The organism is Pseudomonas sp. Sample_10, from assembly GCF_004321495.1.
Taxonomy (GTDB): Bacteria; Pseudomonadota; Gammaproteobacteria; order Pseudomonadales; family Pseudomonadaceae; genus Aquipseudomonas.
The window spans coordinates 1-1349 of record NZ_RCOE01000213.1; the positions used below are offsets into that span (position 1 = coordinate 1).

General features: G+C 58.9%; 1 protein-coding gene and 1 pseudogene. One reads left to right on the forward strand and one right to left on the reverse strand.

The window, feature by feature from the left end; all coding sequences use genetic code 11:
• Positions 1-792, forward strand: a 792-nt coding sequence (locus D8U18_RS20750; protein WP_131108319.1) for an ABC transporter substrate-binding protein, incomplete at its 5' end; no start/stop codon positions are given.
• A 276-nt stretch (positions 793-1068) separates the two neighbouring features.
• Here the strand turns inward: D8U18_RS20750 and D8U18_RS28885 are convergent.
• Positions 1069-1349 (reverse strand): annotated as a pseudogene (locus D8U18_RS28885) (hypothetical protein); the annotation flags it as partial.

A 1349-nucleotide genomic window follows, 5' to 3' on the forward strand; every position in this document is an offset into this window, starting at 1 on the left:
ACCAAATACGTGGACTGGATGAAGAAGTACGCGCCACCGGAAGCGGCGGGCATGACCTTCTCCGAGTCCGGGCCGGTGCCATCCCAAGGCAACATCGCCCAGCAGATTTTCTGGTACACCGCATTTACCGCCGACATGACCAAACCGGGTCTGGCGGTGATGAACGCCGATGGCACGCCGAAATGGCGCATGGCGCCGTCGCCACGGGGACCGTACTGGGAAGAGGGCATGAAGCTGGGCTATCAGGACGTGGGTTCGTGGACGTTCATGAAATCCACGCCTGAGAAGCAAAAACTGGCGGCCTGGCTGTATGCGCAGTTCGTGACTTCGAAAACCGTCTCTCTGAAGAAAACCATCGTCGGCCTGACGCCGATCCGCGAGTCGGACATCAACTCGCAGGCCATGACCGATCTGGCACCGAAACTCGGCGGTCTGGTGGAGTTCTATCGCAGCCCGGCCCGCGTGCAATGGACGCCGACCGGAACCAACGTGCCGGACTATCCGCGTCTCGCACAGTTGTGGTGGAGCCACATTGCTGAAGCCGCCAGCGGCGAGAAAACCCCGCAACAGGCACTCGACGGTCTGGCCAAGGATCAGGACGCCATCATGTCCCGCCTGGAACGCTCGAAAGCCCAAGCCACCTGCGCCCCGAAAATGAACCCCGAGCGCGACGCGCAATACTGGTTCGACCAACCGGGCGCTCCGAAACCGAAACTGGAAAACGAGAAGCCGAAAGGCGAGACCGTGAGCTACGCCGAACTGCTGAAATCGTGGGAGGCGGCGCGTAAGTAAACTGGTGGGACTGTGAAAGACGAACGGCACCGTAAGGTGCCGTTTTTTTTGTTGGTGCCTGACCCAGCGCTATCGCCAGCAAGCCGGCTCCTACAGTGTGAACACATAACCTGTGGCGAGGGAGCTTGCTCCCGCTCGGCTGCGCAGCAGACGCCAGATTTTCAGGCCAATGAAGTTCATCAGGTACGCCGGATTTAATGGGATTGGGCCTGCTGCGCAGTCCAGCGGGAGCAAGCTCCCTCGCCACAAAAGCGAAGCCTGAAAACTTTTCAGTCTTTAAACCCCAAACGCAAAAACAGCACCCGAAGGTGCAGTTTTTTTTGTTGGTGCCTGACCCAGCGCTATCGCCAGCAAGCCGGCTCCTACAGTGTGAACACATAACCTGTGGCGAGGGAGCTTGCTCCCGCTCGGCTGCGCAGCAGACGCCAGATTTTCAGGCCAATGAAGTTCATCAGGTACGCCGGATTTAATGGGATTGGGCCTGCTGCGCAGTCCAGCGGGAGCAAGCTCCCTCGCCACAAAAGCGAAGCCTGAAAACTTTTCAGTCTTTAAACCCC